General features: G+C 73.5%; 18 protein-coding genes. 6 read left to right on the top strand and 12 right to left on the bottom strand.

Going from position 1 to position 23,421, the window contains the following annotated elements; all coding sequences use genetic code 11:
- The first annotated feature begins 53 nt into the window (after positions 1-53).
- From AC559T_RS03970 to AC559T_RS03960, 3 genes are all read left to right on the top strand, one after another.
- Complete coding sequence (locus AC559T_RS03970) at positions 54-1,481, top strand: NosD domain-containing protein (protein ID WP_498867777.1); 1,428 nt, start codon at positions 54-56, stop codon at positions 1,479-1,481.
- Position 1,482: 1 nt separating this feature from the next.
- Positions 1,483-3,645, top strand: coding sequence for an acyltransferase family protein (locus AC559T_RS03965; protein WP_498867776.1), 2,163 nt, complete (start codon positions 1,483-1,485; stop codon positions 3,643-3,645).
- A gap of 218 nt (positions 3,646-3,863) precedes the next feature.
- Positions 3,864-4,754, top strand: a complete 891-nt coding sequence (locus tag AC559T_RS03960) for a polysaccharide lyase (RefSeq protein WP_368952837.1) — start codon at positions 3,864-3,866, stop codon at positions 4,752-4,754.
- A 25-nt stretch (positions 4,755-4,779) separates the two neighbouring features.
- On the opposite strand, the gene AC559T_RS03955 is transcribed toward AC559T_RS03960, so the two are convergent.
- Entirely contained in the window at positions 4,780-7,488 is a 2,709-nt protein-coding gene (locus AC559T_RS03955) for a Tex family protein (protein WP_498867775.1), read from the bottom strand.
- Between the two features lie 436 nt (positions 7,489-7,924).
- Here AC559T_RS03955 and AC559T_RS03950 point away from each other — a divergent pair, with 436 nt between their 5' ends.
- Positions 7,925-8,962, top strand: coding sequence for an anti-sigma factor RsbA family regulatory protein (locus AC559T_RS03950; protein ID WP_368952835.1), 1,038 nt, complete (start codon positions 7,925-7,927; stop codon positions 8,960-8,962).
- 42 nt (positions 8,963-9,004) lie between these two features.
- On the opposite strand, the gene AC559T_RS03945 is transcribed toward AC559T_RS03950, so the two are convergent.
- A complete protein-coding gene (locus tag AC559T_RS03945) occupies positions 9,005-9,454 on the bottom strand; it encodes an SRPBCC family protein (protein ID WP_020464077.1) in 450 nt (149 codons plus the stop codon).
- Positions 9,455-9,771: 317 nt separating this feature from the next.
- Between AC559T_RS03945 and AC559T_RS03940 the strand changes: the two genes are divergently transcribed.
- Positions 9,772-11,100, top strand: a complete 1,329-nt coding sequence (locus AC559T_RS03940) for a DUF4407 domain-containing protein (RefSeq protein ID WP_498867774.1) — start codon at positions 9,772-9,774, stop codon at positions 11,098-11,100.
- On the opposite strand, the gene AC559T_RS03935 is transcribed toward AC559T_RS03940, so the two are convergent.
- The 10 genes from AC559T_RS03935 to AC559T_RS03890 form a co-directional block, all read right to left on the bottom strand.
- Complete coding sequence (locus AC559T_RS03935) at positions 11,101-11,619, bottom strand: DUF3618 domain-containing protein (protein ID WP_498867773.1); 519 nt, start codon at positions 11,617-11,619, stop codon at positions 11,101-11,103.
- A 136-nt stretch (positions 11,620-11,755) separates the two neighbouring features.
- The gene (locus tag AC559T_RS03930) at positions 11,756-12,337 is read right to left on the bottom strand and encodes a phage holin family protein (protein WP_071059775.1); all 582 of its coding nucleotides are present in this window, start codon (positions 12,335-12,337) and stop codon (positions 11,756-11,758) included.
- Between the two features lie 137 nt (positions 12,338-12,474).
- The gene (locus AC559T_RS03925; protein WP_112106496.1) at positions 12,475-13,359 is read right to left on the bottom strand and encodes an alpha/beta fold hydrolase; all 885 of its coding nucleotides are present in this window, start codon (positions 13,357-13,359) and stop codon (positions 12,475-12,477) included.
- A gap of 216 nt (positions 13,360-13,575) precedes the next feature.
- Entirely contained in the window at positions 13,576-14,844 is a 1,269-nt protein-coding gene (locus AC559T_RS03920) for an MSMEG_0565 family glycosyltransferase (protein WP_498867772.1), read from the bottom strand.
- Positions 14,845-14,885: 41 nt separating this feature from the next.
- Positions 14,886-16,442 (bottom strand): FAD-dependent oxidoreductase, encoded by a 1,557-nt coding sequence (locus AC559T_RS03915; protein ID WP_112106495.1) that lies wholly within the window; start codon positions 16,440-16,442, stop codon positions 14,886-14,888.
- Complete coding sequence (locus tag AC559T_RS03910; protein ID WP_498867771.1) at positions 16,442-17,443, bottom strand: carbon-nitrogen hydrolase family protein; 1,002 nt, start codon at positions 17,441-17,443, stop codon at positions 16,442-16,444. The genes AC559T_RS03915 and AC559T_RS03910 overlap by 1 nt, the downstream gene beginning before the upstream one ends.
- Entirely contained in the window at positions 17,440-18,900 is a 1,461-nt protein-coding gene (locus AC559T_RS03905; RefSeq protein ID WP_071059817.1) for an MSMEG_0567/sll0787 family protein, read from the bottom strand. The genes AC559T_RS03910 and AC559T_RS03905 overlap by 4 nt, the downstream gene beginning before the upstream one ends.
- Positions 18,901-18,905: 5 nt before the next feature.
- Entirely contained in the window at positions 18,906-20,111 is a 1,206-nt protein-coding gene (locus AC559T_RS03900) for an MSMEG_0568 family radical SAM protein (RefSeq protein ID WP_112106493.1), read from the bottom strand.
- Between the two features lie 435 nt (positions 20,112-20,546).
- On the bottom strand, positions 20,547-21,056 hold the full coding sequence (locus AC559T_RS03895) for an MSMEG_0572/Sll0783 family nitrogen starvation response protein (protein ID WP_071059770.1): 510 nt from the start codon (positions 21,054-21,056) through the stop codon (positions 20,547-20,549).
- A gap of 77 nt (positions 21,057-21,133) precedes the next feature.
- The gene (locus AC559T_RS03890) at positions 21,134-22,000 is read right to left on the bottom strand and encodes an amidohydrolase family protein (protein WP_498867770.1); all 867 of its coding nucleotides are present in this window, start codon (positions 21,998-22,000) and stop codon (positions 21,134-21,136) included.
- Positions 22,001-22,207: 207 nt separating this feature from the next.
- Here AC559T_RS03890 and AC559T_RS03885 point away from each other — a divergent pair, with 207 nt between their 5' ends.
- Entirely contained in the window at positions 22,208-22,945 is a 738-nt protein-coding gene (locus AC559T_RS03885) for a metallophosphoesterase family protein (protein WP_112106491.1), read from the top strand.
- Positions 22,946-23,421: the final 476 nt, after the last annotated feature.

The following is a 23,421-nucleotide window of genomic DNA, read 5'->3' as shown; positions in this document are numbered from 1 at the left end:
ACGCACCGCACCAGCCCGGCCCGGCGGGCGTGACGGCGAGCACCGCCAACACGGTGACCCTGCCGACCGCGGTGCCCGTTCGGCAGCCGGGGAGCGTGCCGGCCGAGCGGGCGGCGGTGACGGCGGCCGCCCGCGCCCGGCGCGAACGGTCCCGCCGCCGCGGTGTCCACCTCCTGCTGGCCGTGATGACGGCGCTGAGCGCGGTCACGCTGAGCGTGACCGTCGGCCGTGACTACCGGGAGCTGACCTCGACCACCGAGTTCTTCCACCGGCACGCCTACACGCCGTCCTACGACCCGCTCAGCAACGTGATCCTGGGGCTGCCGCCCAACACCGTCGACGCGCGGACCAGCCCGTCACCGGAGATCCGCGGCATCGCGGTGGGGCCCGACGCGATCACGCTGCTCGCCGGCGGCCGGCCGGAGCGCGTCGTCCCGTTGCAGCGCCCGGTCACCGGCCTGCTGGACGTCGTCGAGAAGGTCGACGACCCGTCCTGGGCCGGATACGACGGCCGCGGCCGGGTCACCCTGTCGACGGCGCTGGTCGTCTCGCCCGGGGCGTCGCTCACGATCACGGCTCCGGTCTCCGAGCTGGTGCTCGAGGTCCGGCGCGGCGTGCTGCTGGGCGTCGACGGCGGCCGGCTGGCGCTGGACGGCGTCGCCGTCCGCCCGAGCACGACGAGTGACGACCTGCAACAGCTGAGCGTCGACGAGCGGCGGCCGTTCGTGGTCGCCACGAACGCGGCGACCCTCACCATCACCCGCAGCCACCTGAGCTATCTCGGACGGGACTGGAACAGCTCCTACGGCGTCTCCTGGTCGGACCGCTCCACCGGAAGCATGACCCACTCCGAGGTCGACCACAGCTTCATCGGGACGTACACGGACCATGCCCGTGACGTGGCCATAGAGCAGAACTGGTTCCACGACAACACGCTCTACGGTGTCGACCCGCACAGCTACTCGACCGGGATCTCGGTGCGCAACAACGTCAGCGAGCGCAACGGCCGGCACGGCATCATCTTCTCCGACTTCGTGACCGGCGGCGTCGTGGCGGGCAACATCACCCGGGACAACAGGCTCAACGGCATCATGATGGACGCCTCGAGCACAGGGAACCGCATCGTCGGCAACACCGCCAGCGGCAACCGCGGTGACGGCATCGTGCTCGCCTCCTCGCCGGACAACGTCGTCGAGCAGAACACGATCACCGGCAACCGGGTGGGCCTGCACGTCCGCGGCGGCGGGGAGAACATCCGGGTACGGAGCAACACGATCGTCGACAACCAGCTCGCGACGCAGGGCATCAGCCTGGACGGGAACACGCTGCGCGACAACGGCGACCAGTGGCGCCCGCGGGTGCTCGTCGGGATCTGGGCGTCGGTGCCGCTCGTGCTGGTCCTGCTCAGCGGCTTCACCGGACTCGCCCGCCGGCGTCGGTCGAGGGCGGTCGGCCGTCCGGTGCTGGGCGGCGGAGTCTGACTTGACCACGGTTGAGGCCACCCCGACGGTCGGCGACACGTCGACCCTGGTGTCCCCGCCGGCCTCGGCCGGCGGGGACACCAGGGTCAGGAAGTTCCGACCGGATATCGAGGGGCTGCGCGCGGTCGCGGTGGTCCTGGTCGTGCTCGGCCACTCCGGGCTCGCCGTCGCCGGCGGGTTCGTCGGCGTGGACGTCTTCTTCGTGATCTCGGGCTTCCTCATCACCAGGCAGCTGCTCACGGAGCGGGCCGGCCACGGGCGGATCTCGCTGCGGGGCTTCTACGCCCGGCGGGCGCGGCGGATCGTCCCGGCGGCGACGGTGGTCATCGTCGCGACGATGGTGGCCGCCTGGCGGTGGGCGTCACCGCTGCGCCTCCACTCGATCAGCGTGGACGCGGCGTTCTCCGCCGTGTCGGCGATCAACATCCGGCTCGCCCAGGCCGGGACGGACTACCTGCGGGCGGACGGGCCGCCGTCGCCGTTCCAGCATTTCTGGTCCCTCGCCGTCGAGGAGCAGTTCTACGCCCTGTGGCCGCTGGTGCTGGTGGCCGTGACCACGGTGATCGCCGGCGGCTGGCGCCGGGGCCGCACCGGGCCGGTCCGCACCGGGCGAGTGTTCGCCGTGCTCGTCGCGGTGTTCGGCGGCTCGCTGGCGCTCAGCGTGCTGCTCACCCCGCGGTCGGCGCCGTGGGCCTACTTCGGGAGCCACACCCGGGCGTGGGAGCTGGCGGCGGGGGCGCTGGTCGCGCTCGGCGCGCCCGCGTTCGCCCGGATGCCCCGCGCGCTGTCGTCCCAGCTGAGCTGGCTGGGCCTGCTGGGGATCCTGCTCGCCGCGGCGCGGTTCGACGAGGGCACGCAGTACCCGGGGCTGGCGGCGCTGCTGCCGGTCGCGGGCTCGGCGCTCGTGATCGCCGGCGGGTGTGCCGCGCCGCGCCGGGGCGCCGAGCTGCTGCTGCGCCGGTGGCCGCTACAGGTGGCGGGCCGCCTCAGCTACTCGTGGTACCTGTGGCACTGGCCGGTGCTGGTGCTCTGGCCTGAGGCCTCCGGGGCACCGCTCGGCACGGGCGGGAAGGTCGCCGCCGTGCTGGGGTCGCTGGTCCTGGCCGCGCTCACCTACTACGCGGTCGAGAACCCGATCCGGGCCCGGTCGGTGCTGGTCCGTCGGCCGGCGGTCGGCCTTGGCCTCGGTGGTTGCCTGGCCGGCGCCGCGGTTGCGGTCGCGCTCGGCGTGGGCCAGGTCGCGGCCATCCCCACCACGGGCGGTGTCGCGCCGATCCCCGGCCCGGCCGATGTCGCGGCGGGAGCGCCCGGAGCCGGGGGAACAGCGGGAACGGCGGGAAGCGTGGGAGCGTCCACCGCTCTGTCCCGGGTGATCGAGCAGTCGCTGGACCTGCCGGGGCTGCCGGCGGGGCTGCGGCCGTCGCTGGAACAGGTCCCACTCGACTACAAGGCGAACAGGTGCTATGCGTCGATCACCGCCAGCACTCCCACCGACTGCGCCTACGGGGACCCGAACGGCCGTCGGACGGTCGTCCTGTTCGGCGACTCGCACGCGAACCAGTGGTTCAACGCGATGAACAAGGTCAGCCGCGAACGCGGCTGGCGGCTGATCCCCTACACGAAGGGCGGCTGCCCGCCGGCCGACTACCCGGACTTCGTGCTGGAGACCCTGAAACGGGTCTACACCGAGTGCAACACCTGGCGGGCGGAGGCCCTCGCCAGGATCGGCGCGCTCGACCCGGACCTGATCGTCGTCGGTTCCGAGGCGCGGACGGAGGCTATCCGGGTGGGCGCCGGCGGGATGGCGAGCGCCGTGCGCACGCTGCGCTCGACCGGGGCCAAGGTCGTGTTCATCTCGGACACGCCCTACCCGGGATTCGACGTTCCGGACTGCCTTGCCAGGAATCCGTCGAACATCCGCCGGTGTGTTGTGCGGGTCTCCGACGCGAAACTGACCGAACCGCAGCGGGCCATCGAGAACCAGGGTGCCCGCGACGGCGGGGCGATGCTGGTCGATCCCGTGCCGTGGCTGTGCGCGAAGGAACAGTGTCCGCCAATCATCGGCGACACGGTCGTCTATTACGACAAGAGCCACATCACCGGTACGTACTCCACCACCCTGGCGTCGTACCTGGGGTCGGAACTGGTCCGGCTGGCCGGATGAGCTGAAACGGCCCCGGACGCCCGACGGCCGGCCGGCACGGATCGCCGCGCCGGCCGTCGCCATACCCGGGTACCGGTCGCGCGCGGTCTAGACTTTATGCCGGCGCGGACCACCCGGAATTCGTGGTCCTCGCCGCCGGGGGATCGGTGCCGCGAGCCGACACGCGTAATTACCGGCGATAAGCCAGGTGGGCGGAATGCGGGTCGGGGAGAACAGCGGTGAGCGTACTGTCGCGAAGAGGCGTTTTTCTGGCGGCGCTGCTGGGAGCGGGCGGCGCCGTGGGCTGCACCACCGGTCCGGACGAGCGTCGGCCGGAGCCGGAGGTGCCCGCGGTGAACGGACTGAACACCCCGGCGGCGCCGCCGATGCCCCCGCACCTGCAGAGCTTCTTCGGCGATGAGCTGATCATGCGCCGGCGGGGCGCCTTCGGCCTGGACGACGTCACCGTGGAGCTGCCGGAGGCGGGCTGTGCCTGGAAGCACAGCCGGGTCCGTTATCCGAAGGGTTCGGCCAGCCAGCTCTCGGTCGAGCAGGACGGGGCCCCTTCCGGCGGTGCCCAGGTCTATCTCCAGTTTCGTGACGGTCCCGCCGACGACCTCTATCTGAGCTACCGAGTCCGGTTCCAGGATGGTTTCCAGTTCGCCAGGGGCGGCAAGCTCCCAGGATTCTTCGGTGGCACCCACGTGGCCGGCGGAAACACTCCGGACGGCACGAACGGATTCTCCACCCGCTACATGTGGCGGGCCGGCGGAAAAGGGCAGGTGTACGCCTACCTTCCACGCTCGAAAGATTACGGTACGACACTCGGCCTGGGGAGCTGGAAATTCGTCCCGGGGCGGTGGGTGGCCATTCAGCAGCGCGTCCGCCTGAACAGCCCGCAGCTGGCGGACGGATCGGTGACCGTCTGGGTCGACGGTAGTGAGGTCTTCCACCAGGACGGCCTTTTCTACCGCAGCACGCCGGCACTGCGTATCGAGGGCGTCTTCTTCTCCACCTTCTTCGGCGGCGATGACCTGAGCTGGGCCAGCCCCGTCGACCAGTACGCCGACTTCGCCACCTTCGTGGTCTCCGACCGGTTCATCCAGGCCGGCCCCGCCGGCTCGTGTTGATCGAGCCGGCGGGGCCGGCGCGCGGCTATCGGCGCCCGCGGCGGCGGCTGTCCCGGCTGTCGTCCTGCTTTCCGCCGAGGGTGACCTCGTCGCCGGTCACCAGACCGGCGCGGCGCAGTGCGTCGGCGATGGCCCCGTCGGTCCGCCCGCCGCGGTGACCGGCGCCGCGCTGGCCACCGCCGCCACCGCGCTGACCGCCACCCGCGGCACCGGCACCGCCGCGCTGACCCGCACCGCCACCGCCACCGCGCTGGCCCGGACCACCGCGCTGGCCGGGGCCGCCCCGCTGCCCCGGACCGCCACGCCCGCCTCCGGGCTGGCCGCCGGCCGGCTGCCCGCCGCCGGCCGCTGCCGCCTGCCGGCCGCCCTGCTGGTCGGCGGGCTGCCCGCCGTCGCGCTCCTGGCTCCGGCCGGCGCCACCGGCGCCACCGCGGTTCTGCCCGCCGCGGCCGCCGCGGCCCGCGCGCCGCTCACCGCCCTGGCCACCCTGGCCGCTCTGCCCGCCGCCGGCGTCCGCCGCGCCCGGCTCGTCGTCGAGGCGCAGCGTGAGTGAGATCCGCTTGCGCGGGATGTCGACGTCGAGGACCTTCACCCGCACGATGTCCCCGGGCTTGGCGACCTCACGGGGGTCGCTGACGAAGTTCTTCGACATCGCCGAGACGTGGACGAGGCCGTCCTGGTGCACGCCGATGTCGACGAAGGCACCGAACGCGGCGACGTTGGTCACCACGCCCTCGAGGATCATGCCCGGCACCAGGTCGGCGAGGGTCTCGACGCCCTCGGTGAACTCGGCCGTCCGGAACGCCGGCCGCGGGTCGCGGCCGGGCTTCTCCAGCTCGGCGAGGATGTCGGTCACCGTCGGCAGGCCGACCGTGTCGTCGACGAACTCGGTGGGCTTGAGCGAGCGCAGGGTCTTCGTGTCGCCGATCAGCGCGCGCAGGTCGCCACCGGTCGCCGTCAGGATCCGCCGGACTACCGGGTAGGACTCCGGGTGCACGCTGGAGCTGTCCAGCGGGTCGTCGCCGCCGGTGATGCGCAGGAAGCCGGCGCACTGCTCGAACGCCTTCGGGCCCAGCCGGGCCACGTCCAGCAGCCCCGTCCGCGACCGGAACGGGCCGTTGCTGTCACGGTGGCGGACGATGTTGTCGGCCAGCCCGCCGCTGATGCCGGAGACCCGGGAGAGCAACGGCGCCGAGGCGGTGTTGACGTCCACCCCGACCGCGTTCACACAGTCCTCGACGACGGCGTCCAGGGAGGACGACATCCTGGCCTCGGCCAGGTCGTGCTGGTACTGGCCGACCCCGATCGACTTGGGGTCGATCTTGACGAGCTCGGCGAGCGGGTCCTGCAGGCGGCGCGCGATGGACACCGCGCCGCGCAGCGAGACGTCCATCGAGGGTAGTTCCTGGGACGCGTAGGCGGAGGCGGAGTACACGGAGGCACCGGCCTCCGACACCATCACCTTGGTCAGCTTCAGCTCGGGATGCCGGCGGATCAGGTCGTCGGCCAGCTTGTCGGTCTCCCGGGAGGCCGTCCCGTTGCCGATGGCGATCAGCTCGACGCCGTGTTCGGTGGACAGCCGGGCCAGCGAGGCCAGCGAGTCGTCCCAGCGGCGGGCCGGGACGTGCGGGTAGATCGTGTCGGTGGCGACGACCTTCCCGGTCGCGTCGACGACCGCCACCTTGACGCCGGTGCGGAACCCCGGGTCGAGGCCCATGGTGCGCCGCTGCCCGGCAGGGGCGGCGAGCAGCAGGTCACGCAGGTTCGCCGCGAACACGCGCACCGCGGTGTCCTCGGCGGACGTCCACAGCCGCATGCGGAGGTCGACGCCGAGATGGACCAGGACCCGCGTCCGCCACGCCCAGCGCACCGCGTCGAGCAGCCAGCGGTCGGCCGGCCGGCCGGCGTCGGCGATGTCGAAACGCTCGGCGATGCGCCGCTCGTAGTCGGTGGGGCCGGGGGCCGGGGGCTCGGCCGGGTCGGCGGGCGCGTCCGGCTCCAGGGTGAGGTCGAGGATCTCCTCCTTCTCACCGCGGAACATCGCGAGGATCCGGTGGGACGGCAGCTTCGTGAACGGTTCGGCGAAGTCGAAGTAGTCGGCGAACTTCGCGCCGTCGGACTCCTTGCCCTCGCGGACCCGGCTGACGAGATGACCACGGGACCACATCTGCTCGCGCAGGGCACCGATCAGGTCGGCGTCCTCCGCGAAGCGCTCCACCAGGATGGCGCGGGCGCCCTCGAGCGCGGCCGTGGCATCCGCGACGCCCTTCTCGGCGTCGACGTAGCGCTCCGCCTCCGCCCGGGGGTCGAGCGAGCGGTCGGCCAGCAGCGCGTCCGCGAGCGGCTCCAGCCCGGCCTCACGCGCGATCTGCGCCTTCGTCCGGCGCTTCGGCTTGTAGGGGAGGTAGATGTCCTCGAGGCGGGCCTTGGTGTCGGCGGCCATGATCTGCGCCTCGAGGGCGTCGTCCAGCTTGCCCTGGCTCCGGATGGACTCCAGGATCGCCGCCCGCCGCTCCGCCAGCTCCCGCAGGTACCGCAGCCGCTCCTCCAGGGTTCGCAGCTGCGCGTCGTCGAGGGCGCCGGTCACCTCCTTGCGGTACCGGGCGATGAACGGCACTGTCGCACCGCCGTCGAGCAGGTCGATCGCCGAGGCCACCTGCCCCTCGCGCACGCCCAGCTCCGCGGCGATCCGCGCCTGGACAGACACCGTCTCCGAGACGGACACCGTCGTCACGATCCGCAACCGCCTTTGCCTGTGTGCTCATCGTCCCCACGGTTCGGACCCGGGGGTTGGTACTCCCGATAATCCCTCTCGTCGGATCTCCGGTGCCGGTCGGGGTGAGCCCCGGTGCCGGTCCGGACGCCCGCGCGGCCCCGCCGTGGCGCTGGTCGCCCGCCCGGATGTCGTGCCCGCCGGGGACACCCGCCGGGCGGTCCGTCCGCCGATGCCCAGGCTCTTTAGCGCAATACGGTGTTCTTCCGTCGACATACCATGTCATGGTGTTTCGGATTGGCCTGTCACGTTCTGTGCGGGGCTCACGACGTCGCAGCTCGGGCCGGGGGGACCTGGAGCCGCGATGACGGCGCCCCGGCGGCGGTCCGGGTCATGACTGATCGAATTCGGGGGGGACACCGTGAGGGACGCCCACGGGCCGGAAGTCGGTCCAGCCGTGGCATTCGTTCACGAGGCGCTCGTCCACCGCGGCCCGGCCGGTTTCCTGGCCGGCGCGGTGGAATTCGTCCGGGCCGGTGTCCAGCGTGACGAGGCCGTCCTGGTCGCGGTCACGCCCGCCAACGCCGGGCTGCTGCGGTCCGTGCTGGGCTCGATAGTGTCGAAGATCTCCTTTCTGGACATCACCGAATTCGGGCGAAATCCGGGCCGGGTCATTCCGGCCTGGTCGGCCTTTCTGGACGAGGCCCGGGCCCGGGGAACCCGCGCACGTGGCCTCGGCGAGCTGGTCTGGGCCGGGCGGAGCCCGGCGGAGATAGCCGAGTGCCACCACTGCGAATCACTGGCCAATCTGGCCTTCGGGGCATCGTCCGGGCTGCGGCTACGCTGCGCCTACGACGCGGCCACGCTACCGGCACCGGTGGTGGACGCCGCGTGGCGGACCCATCCGCGGGTGCTGGGCGACGGCGCGGCCCGGGGCGGCGCCCCGTACCGCGCCGCGCCCGACCCGCTGCTCGGCCGCACCCGGGCACCGGCGTCCGCGCCGCTGGGGCCGGGGGTGCCGGAGGCGTTCGAGATGGGGCTGCCGGCGCCCGCAGTGGCCGGCCAGGCGGTCGTCAGCCTGCGCTTCACCGGGCGGGACGTGTCTGCCGCGCGGCGTGTGGTGGTCGGCCGGGCCCGAGAGGTCGGCGTGCCCGACAGCCGGGTCGACGACCTGAGGCTGGCCATCCACGAGATCGTCACCAACAGCGTGCGCCACGGCGGCGGGATCGGCCGGCTGCGCATCTGGGTGGAGGGGCCGACCCTGATCTGCGAGGTCGCCGACCGCGGCCGGGTGCTCGACCCGCTGGTCGGCCAGCGGATCCCGGAGCTGGACTCCGAGGGCGGCCGGGGGCTGTGGCTGGCCCATCAGCTCTGTGACCTCGTCCAGCTCCGCTCCTCGCCGGTCGGCACCGTGGTCCGCCTGCATATCGCGATCCGGGGCGCGGCGCCCGTCCGCGGCACCGCCGAGGACGGCACGGCGGCCGAGGCCGGGTAGCCCGGGCCCGGCCCCGGGCCCGGCCGTGGGGAGATCGCCTGGTCAGGCCGGCGGGCGCAGCCGGGTCTCCAGTCCGTCCAGGACGGCGTTGCTCAGCTTGCGGATGCCGATCGGGGCGAAGGTCTTCTCGAAGAACCCGCCGACCCCGCTCGCGCCGTCCCAGGTGGTCAGCGCGGTGACCGTGCTGCCGCCGGCGCCGGCCGCGCGCACCTGCCAGCGGGTGCGCAGGGAGGAGCGCTGGTCGGCCTCCAGCAGGCTGCCCGCGGCGGGGGCGGTGACCACCGCGTCCACGTCGCGGACGCGCTTGCGGGTGGCGTGCAGCCGGTAGGTGATCCGGGTGCCGGGGCCCTCCCCGCCCTCGACCACCTTGTAGTCGGTGATCATTTCCGGCCACAGCTCGGCCCGTGTCCCCGCGTAGTCGGCCAGCAGCGCCAGCACCCGCTCCGGCGGGCCGCCGACGATTCGTTCCACCTCGACACTGATCTGCGCCATCGTTCACTCCGTCCAAACTCGGCCCGGCCGGCGCCGGCACCTCCGCCGAAAACGAGACTATCCCGGGCGCGACAAATCCGGTTGACCGCCCCACCGGGCCGCCGCTCTCAGCCATGAATTGTGGGGACGGTGGCCGGGAGATAACGTTGCCGCGCTGCCCGGGGGTGTCACCGGCGGCGCCAGATCCGCCCGGCAAAATGCTGCGCGAATCTGTGAAGTACCGGTTGGACGGGGGGCCTGTGTCAGATTCACCGCAGACTTCCGAACATTCCCGTGAACGACCACGTCGTCCTGGCCCGGTGCGGGCTTTCGGGGACATGCTGGCATTCTTCGCCGGTGCGCAGGCGAAATTCCTCCCGCCGACGGAGCGCGCCCGTTTCGTCACGGCCGGCGCGCTGATGCTTCTGACAGCGGCACTTGCCACCTGTGCGGGGGCGACGGTGGTGGCCCTCGGGTTCGGTGTCGGGACCCTCCAGGCGCTGCCGTTCGGCATCTTCTACGCGCTGTTCATCTTCTTCATCGACCGGTCCGTCCTGCTGACCCAGACCCCGTACCGCTATGGCGCGGACGGCGGTGTGGAAACCGGCCGGGCTGGATTCTCCGTGGCGGTCCGCGTGTTCATCGCGGTGTGCGCGGCGGTAATCGTCGGGGAGACGGTACTGCTCCGGATCTTCGAGTCCTCGATCGCGAGCCGGGTCGCCGAGATACAGCAGGAGGACGCCGGGCACCTACTGGCCGGGTGGGACGCGAACCAGGAGAGCGAGCTCGCCGCCCGAACGGCCGATCTCGCGGCGAAACAGAAAGGCCTCGACGCCGCCGACGATCTCGTCGAGGCGAAGACGGCGGAGGTGAACTGCCAGCTCACCGGTGGCCAGCCCGGCGGTGGCCCGGCCTGCCTGGGCGGGGCCGGCCCGGTCTACCAGATCAAGCTGGCCGAGCTGGCCGCGGCTACCGCCGCCGTTACCGACGCCACCCGGCTGCGCGACGCCGCCCAACGTGATCTTGACGAGTTTCGGGCTGCGCAGAAGGCCAGGCGCTCCGACTTCGCGGCCACGGTGCAGACCACGACGGGCGCGGCCGACGACCTGTTGATGCGGGAGAAGGCGTTCTGGCGGCTGACCACCGAGGACCGCTCCGTCCTGGTGTGGCGCCTGTTGCTGACGTTGCTTCTGCTCGGCATCGACCTCGCCCCGCTGCTGTTCAAGCGTGGTCTGGACCGCACCTCCTACCGGCAGCGCGAGCGCCTCGAGCGCTGGCGGGACGAGACCTCCGTCGAGGTCGACGCGCTGCAGGTCGGGCACACCGCCCGCGAGCGCCGCGATCTGGCCCCGGTGGTCGCGGCGCGTCTCGCCGGGCGCTGGGAGGACTACCTGCTGCGCCGTGACGGCGTCGAGACCGCCGTGCGCTGGACGGCCGACACGGCGCAGGCGCGCCTCGCCGAGGAGGAGATCAGCGCAGACCAGGAGTCGCGGCTGCGTGAGCTGCGGCGGCAGCACGGCATCGTCGCCGTGCCGCGCGTCCCGACCTCCGACGCGGAGCCGTCCACCCCGGCTGTCACCACCGGTTCGGCCGCGGCAGCCTCAGCCACAACCGGATCGGCGGTGGCCACCGGCCCGGCGGTGCCTGCGCCGCCGGAACCGTCGTGATCAGATGTCGTCGGCGCGGCGCCGCCGCCGGCGGCGGCGGGCGACCAGGGCGGCCACGACGCCCAGGACCGCCGCTCCGCCCGCGGCCGAGCCGGCCGCGCGCGGGTTCTCCCGCGCCCGGTCACGCCCGGCCGTGACGAGCGCCCCCGCCTTCGCCCGCCCCGCGGTGGCCGTCTGCGTCGCCTTCTCCCGACCGATGGTGACCGCGCTGCCGGCGGTCGCCGTGGTCCGATGGAGGGCGTCCGCCACCTGCGGGTGGGCGTCGAGCTGACGGTGGGCCGTCTCCTGAGCCACGGCGGCCGCGTGTCCGGCGCTCCCGCGCGCCCGGAGGGCCGCCTCGTCGAGCTTCGGCTTCAGCGCGCTGCCGGCCCCCGCGACCTTGTCCTTCACCCCGGCGGCGGTGCGCTCGGCGACCTTGTGCGGACTGACGCGGTCGGAGAGCTCGTCGAGGTCATGGCCGAGCTGGGCGCGGGTCGCCTCGATATCGGCCCGGATCTCATCAGGTGTTGTGCTGGTCACGCGCGCCTTCCTTTCGGCCTGGACGTCGGCTCGGCCTGGACGTCGGCCTGGGACGTCTTCCGTCGCTGGTCGGTGATAGCGGTTGGGGTGGGCTCAGCGCCGGCGGATCGGTACCGGCGGGATCGGTACCGGCGGATCAGTGCCGGCGGCTCTGCGCCCACTGGACGTCCTCGCGCAGCGTCTCGACTGTCTGCGTCGGCGCCGGGTGCACGTTGCGGACCGTGCTGCGGCCGCGCAGGGCGAGGACGGCGGCGACCGCGGCGAGCACCACTCCGACGATCAGCGCGGCCCAGCCCAGCGCCATGACCTCGCCCAGCCCGAACATCACCGCGAGCAGGACGAAGAGCAGCGCGAAGTAGCCGGCCCCGCCGGCTCCGGCGAACATCCCCGCGCCCTTGCCGGCCTTCGTGGCCTCCTCGCGCAGCTCGGCCTTGGCGAGCGCGATCTCCTGGCGGAACAGGGTGGAGACGTCCGTCGCGACGTCGGAGACGAGGCGGCCGGTTGATGCCGGCCGCGGCTCCGTCACCGTGGCGGGGGTCGACGGCGTGATCCGCGGCGATGTGGTCTGCACCGTGGCATCGGGCGGAAGGCCCGGGATGCCGGCCTGGTCGGCGGGGACGCCGTCCGGGGATGTCGGGACGTCTCCCGGGGCGACCGGGAGATCGGCGGGGGGTGCTGGGGCCGACGTCGTGGGCTGGCGGGTGAAAGTGCTGGTCATGCCGTCTCCTCCTCGACCGGACCTGACCCCGCCCTCCGGCGGTGTCCATTCGGATCGGTGTAGACCCGGATGCCCGCCCGACCTCGGATTAACCGTGGATGTGGCAGAGAGTGGCAACCGCGCCCCCGGCCGGCCCGCTAGTCGGCGCGCTCCTGCGGGGACGAGTGCTCCCAGTCGGCCAGGATGGTGCGGATCCCGGTGACCAGCATCAGCGGCTGGTCGAGCATCACGTGGTGTCCCGCGAGCGGGATCTCGATGACCGGCGCGACCCGGCCGAGCAGGTTGTACATCAGCTCGCCGATGTCCGGGGTGACCAGCCCGTTCTCGGCGCGGAACAGCGCGACCCGACAGTGGACCTTGCGCAGGACCTCGGGGGACGGCGTCCGGTTGCCGAACACGTTCGGGTCGAACTTCCACGTCCAGCCGCCGAGCATCGCGCCGATGGAGTTCCGGGCGATGTGGTCGATGATGTAGGGAAGGCTGTTCGGCTGCTCGGGGACGGTGCGGAACCGCGCCAGCGCGTCGGCCGCCGTCGCGTACACCCGCAGGGGGCCGAAGGCCGTCCGCTCGCGGGCGGCGCGCTCCTCCGGGGTCGACTCCTTCACCGGCGAGTCGACGACGACGATGCCGGCGACGCGGTCCGGGTACTCGGCGGCCGTCGTGATGGTCACCCAGCCGCCCATGCTGTGCCCGATGATGATCGGCGGGGACGTGATCCCGGCGTGGCCGATCACCGCCACGACCTCGGATGCCCACGTGCTCAGCGAGTACTCCTCGCGGCGTCCGCTGTCACCGTGGCCCGACAGGTCCAGAGCCACCACCCGGTACTCGGCCGGGATCAGCGGCGCGATGTGGTCCCACCAGCCCGCGTGGGCCGCGCCGCCGTGCACCAGCACGATTGCGGGACCGTCGACCCGCCCCCAGCACCGGTAGCTGATGATCGTCCCGTCGACCTCGGTCTCCAGCCGCTCGGGACGAGTATCGATGGCGGCCTCGTACCAGGCCGGTGCTTCGTCATACATCTATGTCTGCCGTTCGGCTCGTCGTTGTGGTTCTCGGCGACCGCCGCATCCTCGATGAAACACCGTGGACGCGGTGCGGCCGGGGTCCATCGGCACCGTGACGCATTCGTCGGATTTCCGACTCGCCGCGGCGGACGGAGCAGAGTCGATTCGGCACCCTGGGGGACCGTCCGGACCGGATCCGGGCCGGAGATGTCGCTTTCCGTCATTAAATTCTTACAATGAGATGGATGATTTATCTGTGGTGACACTGATTCGGCGCGTCGGCCGTCCGGTGGCCTGTGTTCTGATCAGTTCGCGGTAAAGGGCGACATGCCGGTCGGCCGCGGTCGCCCAGCTGTACCCTCGCGCGACCGCCCGCCCGGCCGCCACCCGCGGATGTCCGGCGCCCGCTCCCGCCCGCGGCTGCTCGGCGCCCGCGGCCGGCCGCCGTTCCGCGGAGTCGAGGAACGCCTCCAGCGCGGCCGCGAACTCGGTCGGCGTCGAGGCGAAGCGCACCGCGTCGCCGGCCGCGACCAGCACCTCGCGTAGCACCGGCAGGTCACGGGTGACGACCGGGACACCCGCGGCCAGCGCCTCCAGCGCGGCCAGCCCGAACCCCTCCTTCGCGGACGGGAACGCGAAGACGTTCGCCGCCGCGACCAGGGCGGGCAGCTCCTCGTGGGCCACCGGCCCGAGGATGACGGGCTCGACGCCGAGTTGCGCGGCCCGGGCCAGCACCTGCTCGCGGTACCCGCGGTAGTCGAACAGGGTCTCCCCACCGGCGACGACGAGGGAGACCGGCGTCACCCGCTCCCGCAGCAGCGCGAACGCCTCGACCAGGTCGGCGGTCCCCTTGCGCGGCTCGATCCCGCCGACGGCGAGCACGTACCGGCCGAGCCGGGCACGCCAGTGCCCGCGGGCCGCGCGGGCGGGAGCCTCCGGGCCGGCAGCCGCGGTGAAGCGGGCCGCGTCGACGCCGTTCGGGATCACCGTCGCGGTGATCCCCCAGCCGGCGGCCAGCTCGGCCGCGACGGCCGCCGAGACGCACACGTGCGCGTACGGTCGGCGCAGCGCCCGCTCATGGCAGGCGACGAGCTCGGGGGTGGTGAAGGTGTCCAGGTGGTGGACAGTGCGGACGCAGTCGGCCACGGCGTTCGCGGTGATGCAGTCCTGGGCGTGCACGATGTCGTACCCGCCGGGAAACGCCTCGAAGGCATCCCGGAGGACGGCGATCGAGCGCAGGATGCGCTCCCCGACCGTCTCGTCGGCGACCTCCGGGAACGGCACCGCCACCACCTCGACCGCCGGGTCGACCGGGCGGAAGAAGCCGGCGTCCCCGCCGCGGGCCAGCGTCCACAGGCTGACGCGGTGCCCGGCGCGCGCCAGTGCCTCGGCCAGGGCGAGGGTGGCCACCACCCCGCCGCGGGGCCGGGTGGAGTAGGTCAGCAGCGCCACCGAGAGCGGGTCGCCCGCCGCGCTCCCGCTCACCGCGCCTGTGCTCACCGCGCTCCCGCCTGCCGCGCTCCCGCCTGCCGCGCTCCCGCTCACCGGGGCTCCGGGGCACCGACCCGGGCGAGCGCGTCGGTGGCCAGCCCGACCAGGTCGTCGTGGCTCGGCCCGGGTACGCCCGCGGGCCGCCAGCCCGTCGCCAGGATCTCGCGGACCCGCGCGGCGAACCCCGAGTCGCCCAGCACGTCGGACGGGGCGGCGAGCAGGTTCTGCAGCCGGGTGAACCGGTGCCAGATCTCCGGGTCGCGGCGCGCGGCGAGGTAGGCCTCGCCGTTCGTGACGCCGGCCGGCCGCGCGGCGCCCGCACCGCCGGCCGGGGCCGCCGGCCAGGGCGTGTAGCCGGTCGGCGGCGCGCCCTCGGCGGGCTCGGCACCCCGTGCCTGCGGCACGACCGGCTGCTCGGGACGCCAGCGCAGCAGCCGGGCCGCGTCCTGGGCGCACGAGTCCTCGAACCACGGCGCGAGCTCCGCCCGCATCGACTCGTCCAGGGCGAGCGCCCGCTCGGCGGGGTCACGCAGCCCGCTCGCGACCTCCGTCAGCCGGACGGCGCCGAGCACGGCGAGCGAGACCCCGCGGGTGTGAGCGGGATTGGTGATGACCGCCGCGTCGCCGATCGCCAGCAGCCCGAGCACGCCCGGACGCCCGTCCGCGACCAGCGGCCGCAGCCGGTTGGCCAGGTGCGACATCGCGGTGACCGGCGAGACCGGCCGCACGTTCCCGGGGTCCAGCCACGGGACGAACATCTCGATGGACCGCACCGCCGCGTCGAACGCCGCGCCGTGCCGAAGCACCCGGATGCCGGTGTCCTCGGGGAGCACGCCGAAGGTCATCGAGAAACTGTCGCCGTCGGCTGGGAACATCAGGCAGGAGTAGCGGTCGAAGGAGGCGCCGGTGGTGTGACCGCGGTTGAGCGCGATGTCCGGCGCTGGGCCGCTACGCCGGTAGTAGCGCGAGTAGTAGGCGATGCCGCAGTCGGCCTCGGCCGGCGCCGGCAGGTCGGCGCCCGCGTCGGCCAGCCACCGTCGCACGGGCGAGAGCCGCCCCGCGGCGTCGACGACGAGGTCGGCGTCACGGCTGGAGCCGTCAGCCAACCGCACGCCACGGACCCGCACCGGCCCGCGCGAGAACGCGGGCCCCGCCGGGGCGGGATCGGTTTCGATGCGCAGGCCGACGACGCGTGTCCCCGAGCGAACGGTCACACCGGGCTGCGTGGCGACGACCTCGCGCAGCACCCAGTCCAGCACCGCCCGCCGGCACCCGAGGACGACGAGCTCGTCGTCGGCCGGAGCGGGGCCGGTCAGCGTCGGCGGCGCGTGCTCGGCGAGCCGGACCTCGAGCGCGCCCGCGGCGCGCAGCGCGGCGAGGACGTCCGGGGCGTGCTCGGCCAGCAGCGACCGGCAGCGGGCCAGGAAGGCGTGCGAGTGCCAGGTCTGCGTCGCGCCCGGCCGGCGCCAGTCGTCGATGCCGGCCAGGTCGCCGGGCCGGTCGTCGACGTCCCGTTCGAGCACGTCGACCCGCCAGCCGCGGCGCGCGAGCAGCAGGCCCGCGGTCAGGCCGGCCGCCCCCGCGCCGATGATGATCGCGTCGGGCATCAGTGCGCCGGTCCCGCGGGCCGGGACGGGCGAGATCCGTGCTCGGCCGTGGGCCGGGGGGCCGCCGGGCGGGCGGCCCGCCGCGGGTCGTAGGGCTCACCGGCGAGCAGGCACTGCTTCTCGTAGCTCGCGCCGCGGCGGTCCCGCAGGTGGTTCAGGCCGCTGCGGGCCGCCCGCAGCGCCGCGGTGACGTCGACCGTCGCGACGGCCGTCCCCGCGCCCGTGCCGGTCGAGGCGAGCACGGAGCCGTCCGGATGGACGATCTTCGCGTTGCCGACGAAGCGCAGCGAGCCGAACGTGCCGGCCTGGTTGGACGAGACCCACACGACCTGGTTCTCCAACGCGCGCACCTGGTCGTAGAGGTCGAAGCGGTGCCGCCACCTGTCCGCGGCGATGTCGTCGGCCGCGTGGGTACGCGAGGCCGGCCAGGCCGACAGGCAGGCGATGATGTCCGCGCCGGCGAGCGCCAGGCTACGCCCGGACTCGGGGAACGCCTTGTCGTAACAGATCATCATCCCCATCCGGCCGAGTGGGCTGTCGAACGCGGTGAAGGAACGGCCGGCCTCGTAGGCGAGGGACTCGCCGAGCGGCTGGTGGACCTTGCGATGCCGGCCGAGGACGCCATCACCGTGCACACACACCGCACTGTTGTACCGGTACCGCCCGTCACGCTCCGCGTATCCCGCGCAGACCACCATATCCCCGGCGATCGCCGCCAGCCGGGTGATCTCCGGACCGTCCGGATCGAGGGCGGGTGGCCCCCCGCGCGGGGCCAGATCGTCCCCGCGCGGGGGCAGCGCCCGCAGGTAGCCGCCGAGCGCCCCCTCGGGCAGCACGAGGAGATCCACCCCGCGCCGCCGGGCCCCGTCGACCAGCCGACTGATCGCCGCGAGGCATTCGTCCAGGTCACGGGTGAACGGCGCGGTCACCGCGGCGATCGTCACCGCGCGGGAGGCCGGCTCCGGCCCCCCGTGCGCGCCATCCCCGCGGTCCGCGCTCACGCGTGGCCCAGCCCCGTCACATGGCCGGACAGCGCCGGGGTCAGCACACCGTCCGGCCAGCGCAGGGTCACTCCCGTCCCGTTGAGCAGCCGGCCGCAGCGCTGCGACGTCGCCGGGCTCGGCGCGGGAACGGGGCGGTCGTCGACGTCGGCGGTGAGCATTGCGTAACCGGGGAAGCAGGTGAGCCAGTCGCCGACGGTGGCGCCCGCCGGCCGGGGGACCGCGGCCACGTCCAGCTCGGCGGCGCACCCGCTCGCCTCGGCGAGCATGCCGAGCGTGCCGACGATCCCGACCATGCTGACGTCCTTCGCCGCGCACGGGCGGTGCCGGCGTGGCAGGTCCAGCAGCGCGCGCAGCTCCGCCGTCCGGCGGTTGGACGTCGAGTCCCACTGCCGGCCGGAGTACCCCGGGCGCCAGTCACCGCCCAGGTCGGCGGTCAGGGTCACCGCGTGCCCCGGCAGGCCGCCGCCGGCGGGGATCGGCCGTTCGGAGCGGCCCAGCGCCGTCACCGACAGCGCGGCCGCCACCCCGAGCTGGGTGTGGCCGCCCAGGATGGGCACGCCGTAGCGCTCCGCCGCCGCCCGCAGCCCGCCGATCACCCGGGCGACCCGGGACGCCGTCGGGCCGGCCACCGCGTCGAGCATGCCCACCGGCCGGGCGCCCATCGCCGCCAGATCGTTGAGGTTGACCAGCACGCCGCACCAGCCGGCCCAGTAGGGGTCGCGTTCGACCATCGACGGCACGATCGCGTCGCAGGCCGCGACGACGTCCGTGCCGGGCACCGGTGCCCCGTCGTCACCGACGAACCCGGGGCCGCCGGGGCGCATCCCGGCCAGCAGGGTCGCCAGCGGGGCCTTGATCGAGGCCGCCACCGCCGCCAGCCGGTTGATGGGCCAGCGCATGAGCACGTGCGGGCGGCCGGCGACCGTGGTCGTCCCGGCGATCATCCAGCCGAGCCGGCCGAAGAAGCGGGCCCGGTCGGGCTGCACCGCGGCGTCGAAGCGCAGCACCCCCTCGTTCTCGGCGCGCGCGCACGCCGCCCGGACCAGCGCGGCACCGACCCCCGCGTAGCGCCCGCGGGCGGCCGCCGCGACGACGAGCCGGCCGCCCTGCCAGGCGCCGATGTCCTCGCCGCGCCAGATCGGCGCCAGCCGCACCCCGCCGATCACCGTGCCGTCATCCGGCCCGCCGACGACCCGGGCGACCAGGACGATGCTGCGCGGGTCGCTGTCGACCTCGTCCAGATCGCCGGCGACGGTCGCGGAGAACAGGCCCTGCTCGTCGACGAAGACCTCCCGCCGCAGACGGGCGTAGGCGGTGAAGGTGGCCAGATCCTCGGCCTGCTCGACGCGGTACGGCGGCTGGCCCGCCAGCGCCCGGCGATCACCCCAGATCGCCAGTGTGTCCACGGTGCGGTGCCGGATCGGCGTGTGCCCCCCCGACAGCAGACTGGACATCAGGATCACCCCCCGGCCTGGGGCAGGGCCGAGCACGCCCCGCAGGCCGCGCAGCCCGCGCCCTGGTCCGCGCCGCGCATGCCGGCCGCGCGCAGCTCGGCGGCGACGCGGGCCGTCACATCCGCGACGAGGGCGGGCTCGGGTGCCCGCGCCCCGTCACGCTCGGCGAGCGTGCCCGCCATCGGGCGGAACGGGACCACGAACGGGTACACGCCCATCGCGATGAGCCGGCGGGCGCCGGCGACCAGCTCGTCCGGATCCTCGCCGAGCCCGATCAGCAGGTATGTCGACACCCGGTTGCGGCCGAACACCCGGACGGCCTCGGCCCAGGCCCGCTCGTACCGCTCCACCGAGACGGTGGCCTTGCCGGGCGTCCAGCGCTGCCGGACGGCCTCGTCCAGCGACTCGATGTGGATGCCGATCGTGCTCGCCCCGGCCGCGCGCAGCTCACCGATGAACGCGGGGTCGGCCGGCGGCTCGCACTGCACCTGGACGGGCAGCCCCGGGACGGCGTCCGTCACCGCCCGCACGCACTCGGCGAGCAGCGAGGCACCGCGGTCCGGGCCGGCGGTGCTGCCTGTGGTCATCACCATCTGGCGCACCCCGTCGAGCCGCACGGCGGCCAGCGCCACCTCGGCGAGCTGCCCGGGGGTCTTGAGCCGGGTGGTCGCCCCGGCCCGCAGCGACTCCTCGATCGCGCAGAACCGGCAGCGCTCCGGCTCCCGGTACCGCACACACGTCTGCAGCACCGTCGTGGCCAGGACGTCCGCGCCGTGCAGCCGGGCGAGCTGGGAGTAGGGGACGCCGTCGGCGGTGCTCAGGTCGTAGAAGCGCGGCCGGCGCACCGGCCTGGCCTCGATGCCGAGGTCGACACCGTCGAGCAGCAGCCGGCCGGCGTCGACGGAGTACGGGCTGCTGGGGATGATCGGCAGGGCCAGTCCCCGGCCCGCGACGACGACGTGGCCGTCGTCGCTCGGACCGGCGCCGCCGCGGCGGCGCACCGGGGTGGCGACGCGCACCCCGCGGACGGCGACGGCGCTGCGGACCGCGAGGTCGAGTCCGCCCGACGGGCGGGCGCCCACGGGGGCCAGGGGGCCGCCCGCCCGTTCGGGCCGGTCAGATGCTTCGCCGAGCCAGGCCGCGGCCTCGGCCCACACGGGGGCCTCGGCTCCGTCGTCAGGCCGGTGTTCGGCCGCCGGACCGTTTCTCATCTGTGTCTCCCGTCGGGAATCCGCGCCCGGCCCGGTCGCGGGTGGGGCAGCGCCTGTGGGCCTGGGCGGGAGATCGGGGTGGAGATATCGGGGTGGAGACATTCGAAGGCACCTGAAGTTCGGAGGCATCTGAGGTTCGGAGGCATCTGAGGTGCCGGCCGGCGCGCGGACGCGCGGGAGCCCATGCCTGCGGGGCCCATGTCCGCGGGGCCCGGTACGCCGAGGTGCCGGGTACTGGCGAGGTGCGGAGGTGTCGCGATGCTTGTGGCTGGGGTGCGGTGTCGCTGGGGTGCGGTGTGGCCGGACGCCGGTGCGTCCGGCACCGGACGTCCCGGCTCCGGGCGGGGCAGATGGCAGCCGCCCGCGGTGATCGGAGCCCGCGGTGATCGGAGCCGGCGGTGCGGAGCCGGGACGTCCGGAGCCGGATGCGGGGCGTCAGAGCATGTACGTCGAGTTCACGATCGCGCCCTTGCGGGTGTAATGGATGACACAGTCCTGGATGTCGAGCGGGTGCGCGGGGATGACGCCCTCGATGAGGTCCTCCTCGCGCAGGCCGTGCAGGGAGAGCCCGAACCGGCAGACGTAGACCTTGCCGCCCTCCTCGATGAAGGTCTCGATCTGGGCGTTGATGTTGTGCTCGCCGGCGAACGCGGAGTCGCCGGTGTGCGGGAACCCGCGGGTGGCCATGCAGTTCATCGCGCCGGGCCCGTAGAAGTAGATGACGGACTCGAAGCCCTTGCGCAGTGCCCGGGTGGCCTGGAGGATCGCGACGAAGCTCACCGACGACTCGTGCGCGATGCCGTGGACGAGCGTCAGGTAGGACTCGCCGTCCTCGGCCTGGTAGTCGGGAAAGAGCTTCGTCGAGCCGTACAGGTTGCTCCCGGGCGGCAGCGAGGGGTGCGGAACCTCGGTAAGGCTCTGGCGCTCCAGCTCCGTCAGCTCCATGCGTGCTCCTGTCTCGGTCTCCGTGTGTCTCAATCTGGCGGTTGTGATCGACTACTTACATTTTGGCCGCCCGACGGTTACCAAGTAGTCGCTGGGTGTGGTCGCGGTGTCCGTTCGCGCAGATACAGGTCGCGGAAGTTCTCCGCGAGGACCCTCCGGGCGAGCTCCGGGTCGCCGATGGCACCGGTGAGCCGGGCGAGCTCGCCCTCGTGGTCGCTCCACGGCTCGTCGCTGGCGAACAGCAGCCGGTCGTGGCCGAGGCCACGGCGGGCCACCTCCGCCGCGAACCACCGCGGCGCGAAGCCGACCGCCCAGCTCGCGTCGGTGTAGACCCGGCGCCCGGCGGCGACCCAGTCGAAGAAGCGACCGCCGATCAGCTTGATGTGCCCACTCGCGCCACCGCCCAGATGGACCAGATGGACGGCGACCTCGGCCGCGTAGTCGTCGACCAGTGTGCCCATCCGGTCGACGTCGGCGGCACCCCCGGGCGAGGTGTGGACGTGCACGACGAGGTCGTGCGCGCGGGCGACGGCGAAGATCCGGTCCAGCCGGCTCCGGCAGGCCGGGTCGGTGACGTCCCCGCCCAGCAGGAAGCTGAGCTTGAGGGCGACCACGCCCCGCTCGCCCGCCAGTGCCAGCGCGCGCTCGGTGGCCTCGGTGTCCTCGGGCCGCGCCGAGACCCACAGGCCGGCCAGGATCCGCTCGTCCACCTGGGCCGCCTCGACACAGAGCTCGTTGAACCCGAAGGCGACCGATGGCTTCGGCACGCCGTAGTTCGGGATCACCACGGCCGCGGACGTCCGCTCGGCGTCCAGGTCCGCGCGCAGCTGCGCGATCGTCGCCCGGGCGCGGACGTCGGGGACCACCGGCGGTCCACCGTAATAGGGGTGGGCCGGCAGCACCCCGAGATGTCGATGCGCATCGTGTACGTCCGGTCGCGGCACGGTGGCAGTGAAGCACCCTGGTGTTTCCCGTGTGTGGCCAACGTGACAACCCGGTCGCGCCACTGGCTCTTTTTGGTCCCTCGGCCGCCCTGGCCTGGTCCTGTGGTGACCCCTCCGGGTAGTCGGAGCTGTTCCTCTGTCCACTCGATGTGATCTTTCTGTTGATCGCGCCGTCCAGCCTCCCGCCTGCGGAGCAAGCTGGATGGCATGCGGTACGCGGTCATGGCCGACCTGCACGGAAAACGCAAGGCCCTGCGGCGGGTCCTCGCCGCCGCCGACGAGGTCGGTGTCGACGAGGTGGTCTGCCTGGGTGACTACCTGGAGGCCAAGGTGCCCATGCGCCGGCACGATCCAGGGCGGTTCTGGCCGCTCGACGAGGTCGTCGATCCCGACCCCAAGCTGTGGGCCGAGCTCGCCGACCTGCGGCGCATCCTGGGCAACCAGGAGGAACGGATCCGGGACCTGCTCGCTCCGGAGCAGGTGCCGGAGCTGCTGGCACCGCTGCTGTCCGGGGTGTCGATGACCCATGTGGACTGCGCGGTCGGGATGCACGGCCACCAGATCGGCTGGGATGTCGATCCGGGCTCGGGCTCGTTCGTCCCCCGCGCCCGCGACGTGCCGGCCGTCCCGCTGGTGCTGGTGGGGCACACCCACCACCGGGCCGTCTTCGAGATCCGCTGGAGCGCCGAGCCCGCGCCCGAGCCCGAGCGCGAACCCGAGTCCAGGGCCGAGAGCGGGCGGGCCGGGGAGCCGCGGTTCCCCGGCGCCGGGCGGTCCGGAGCGGTCCGGTCCGTCCCGGTGGTCTCCGGGGTGCCGGTGCCGGTACGCGTCGCGGGGCCCGATCCGGTCACCGTCGTGGTGAACGTGGGCCCGGCGATCGGGCGGCCCTCCAACTGGCTGTTCTTCGACGCGGATCGCGGCGAGGTCGTCTTCGAGGAGGCGTGAGCCCGCCGCCGGGCCACGGTTCGGGCCAGGGTTGGGACTTTAGTCCTGTCGCGTCTGCCATCTGGGGGTCGTAAAGTGAATGGAAGTCCCGGCGATCTCCGCACTCCCTGCGTTCCCCCCGTACGCAAGGAGCCGCGCGATCGCCGGGACTTCTTCTTCCCCCCGTGCCGAATGTCGGTGGCATGCCGATGGAACCTGTCGCCGGGCATTGTTCCGCATCCGCGTGCGCTGCCCCGGGTGTGGCCCGGAGCGCGCAGCCGATCTCATCCCCGCCGCGTCCCGCACCGGCCGTGAGCGCTCGGCCTCGTCGTGCTACCGGCCGTCTGTGGGCGTATGTCGGGCGGGTGGGTGGCAACTCGGCGTCTGCCAGCCGGATGCCTGTTAGGCAGATGTCCGGGCGGTGGGTGAGCGCCTGGGGGAGTTGTCGTGCCGTCGGATGCCCGACACCGATCGGGCCTACCCATTTGGTGATCCGC

It is taken from the genome of Frankia sp. Hr75.2, assembly GCF_949319125.1.
Taxonomy (GTDB): Bacteria; Actinomycetota; Actinomycetes; order Frankiales; family Frankiaceae; genus Parafrankia; species Parafrankia soli.
Note: the sequence above shows the minus strand (reverse complement) of the source record. Positions and strands in the feature narration are given on the sequence as shown.

Excerpts from the sequence above, each read along its gene's own strand:
- AC559T_RS03945 (WP_020464077.1), bottom strand. The coding sequence starts at position 9,454 with ATGGCGCAGATCAGTGTCGAGGTGGAACGAATCGTCGGCGGCCCGCCG.
- AC559T_RS03940 (WP_498867774.1), top strand. The coding sequence starts at position 9,772 with ATGCTGGCATTCTTCGCCGGTGCGCAGGCGAAATTCCTCCCGCCGACG.
- AC559T_RS03930 (WP_071059775.1), bottom strand. The coding sequence starts at position 12,337 with ATGACCAGCACTTTCACCCGCCAGCCCACGACGTCGGCCCCAGCACCC.
- AC559T_RS03925 (WP_112106496.1), bottom strand. The coding sequence starts at position 13,359 with ATGTATGACGAAGCACCGGCCTGGTACGAGGCCGCCATCGATACTCGT.
- AC559T_RS03915 (WP_112106495.1), bottom strand. The coding sequence starts at position 16,442 with ATGCCCGACGCGATCATCATCGGCGCGGGGGCGGCCGGCCTGACCGCG.
- AC559T_RS03905 (WP_071059817.1), bottom strand. The coding sequence starts at position 18,900 with ATGTCCAGTCTGCTGTCGGGGGGGCACACGCCGATCCGGCACCGCACC.
- AC559T_RS03900 (WP_112106493.1), bottom strand. The coding sequence starts at position 20,111 with ATGAGAAACGGTCCGGCGGCCGAACACCGGCCTGACGACGGAGCCGAG.
- AC559T_RS03895 (WP_071059770.1), bottom strand. The coding sequence starts at position 21,056 with ATGGAGCTGACGGAGCTGGAGCGCCAGAGCCTTACCGAGGTTCCGCAC.
- AC559T_RS03885 (WP_112106491.1), top strand. The coding sequence starts at position 22,208 with ATGCGGTACGCGGTCATGGCCGACCTGCACGGAAAACGCAAGGCCCTG.